Annotated in this window: 1 protein-coding gene and 1 pseudogene; both read right to left on the reverse strand. The window is 70.3% G+C overall.

Annotated features, from left to right (window positions below; genetic code table 11):
- Positions 1–69: 69 nt before the first annotated feature.
- A pseudogene (locus ACFW2E_RS45940) lies at positions 70–1,038 on the reverse strand (acetate kinase); the annotation flags it as partial.
- On the reverse strand, positions 1,035–1,957 hold a 923-nt coding region (pta, locus tag ACFW2E_RS45945; RefSeq protein WP_384477892.1), incomplete at its 5' end, for a phosphate acetyltransferase. The gene pta and the pseudogene ACFW2E_RS45940, both read right to left, overlap by 4 nt.

The following is a 1,957-nucleotide window of genomic DNA, read 5'->3' on the forward strand; positions in this document are numbered from 1 at the left end:
GTGTGTGGGCTTGGTTTTGTCTATCTGAGACTGTTTTTATTTCTTCTGGGTTTTTTTTGTGAGGGCGCCGGCGAGCCGTGCATCCTCGTCGCCCTCGTCCACCCGGCGGCGGATCTCCCGCATGTCGTTGTCACCGCACAGGCCGAACAGACCGCTTCTCTTGTTGAGAAGAGTGTCGATCTCGTCCATGGACATTCCGCCAACTCGCGCCAAATGGAAGATTACGGCGGGATCCAGGTCGCCGGAGCGCGTTCCCATCACGAGCCCCTCCAACGGGGTGAGCCCCATGGAGGTGTCCACGCACCGGCCGCCCCGCACCGCCGAGGCGGACGCCCCGTTGCCCAGGTGCAGCACGATGACGTTCACCTCGTCCGGGTCCTTGCCGAGAAGTTCCGCGGCCGCCCGGGAGACATAGGCGTGCGAGGTGCCGTGGAAGCCGTAGCGCCGGATACGGTGCCGGTCGGCGAGCTTCGGGTCGATGGCGTAGCGCGCCGCGGACTCCGGCATGGTCGTGTGGAACGCCGTGTCGAAGACGGCGACCTGGGGCAGGTCGGGGCGCAGCGCCCGCGCGGTGCGGATGCCGGTGAGGTTGGCCGGGTTGTGCAGCGGCGCGAGGGGGATCAGCCGCTCGATCTCGCGGAGCACGGCGTCGTCGATGAGCGTGGGCTGGGTGAAGAACATGCCGCCGTGCACCACCCGGTGCCCGATGGCGGCCAGTTCCGGGGAGTCGAGGCCGAGACCGTCCCTGGCCAGTTCCTCGGCGACGGCCTTGAGGGCGGCGTCGTGGTCGGCGATGGGCCCGTTCAGCTCGCGGGTGGTGTCCGAGGCGAGGCAGGTGTGCTTCAGCCGGGAGGTCTGCTCGCCGATGCGCTCGACGAGGCCCGCCGCCGGCCGGCTGCCGTCGCGCATGTCCAGCAGCTGGTACTTCACCGACGAAGAGCCGGAGTTGAGGACGAGGACTCGAGCGGGAGGGGCCGAGCGAAGCTCGTCGGACGGGGCGGGGGTGGGAGTCGTGGGAGACGGGTGGGCGGGGCTCACTGGGCGAATGCCTTCTCGCTCGGGTTCTGGGCCTGGATCGCCGTGATGGCGACGGTGTTGACGATGTCCTGGACGAGGGCGCCCCGGGACAGGTCGTTGACCGGCTTGCGCAGGCCCTGCAGGACCGGGCCGACGGCGATGGCGCCGGCCGAGCGCTGCACGGCCTTGTACGTGTTGTTGCCGGTGTTGAGGTCGGGGAAGATCAGCACGCTGGCCTGCCCGGCCACCTCGGAGCCCGGCAGCTTGGTGGCCGCGACCGACGGTTCCACGGCCGCGTCGTACTGGATCGGTCCCTCGATCTTCAGGTCGGGCCGCCGCGAGCGGGCCAGCTCCGTCGCCTCGCGAACCTTGTCGACGTCGGCGCCCGAACCGGAGGTGCCGGTGGAGTACGACAGCATCGCGATCCGTGGCTCCACGCCGAACTGCTGGGCGGTGGCGGCCGACTGGATGGCGATGTCCGCCAGCTGCTCGGCGTTCGGGTCGGGGTTGACCGCGCAGTCGCCGTAGACCAGCACCTTGTCGGCCAGGCACATGAAGAACACCGACGACACGATCGAGGAGCCCGGCTCGGTCTTGATGATCTCGAAGGCGGGGCGGATGGTGGCGGCCGTGGAGTGCACGGACCCGGAGACCATGCCGTCCGCCAGCCCTTCCTCCACCATCAGGGTGCCGAAGTAGTTGGCGTCCGCGACGACGTCGTGCGCGAGTTCCACCGACACGCCCTTGTGGGCGCGCAGCCGGGAGTACTTCGCGGCGAACAGGTCGCGCAGCTCGGAGGTGGCCGGGTCGATGATCTGGGCGGCCGCGAGGGCGATGCCGCGGGCGGCGGCCTGCTTGCGGAGCCGGGCGACCCGCCCGAGCCCCGGCACTGCGCCCCCGCCCCCGCGCCGCAGCACCACGCCCCCCGGGCCCACCCGCC

It is taken from the genome of Streptomyces sp. NPDC058964, from assembly GCF_042741275.1.
GTDB lineage: Bacteria > Actinomycetota > Actinomycetes > Streptomycetales > Streptomycetaceae > Streptomyces.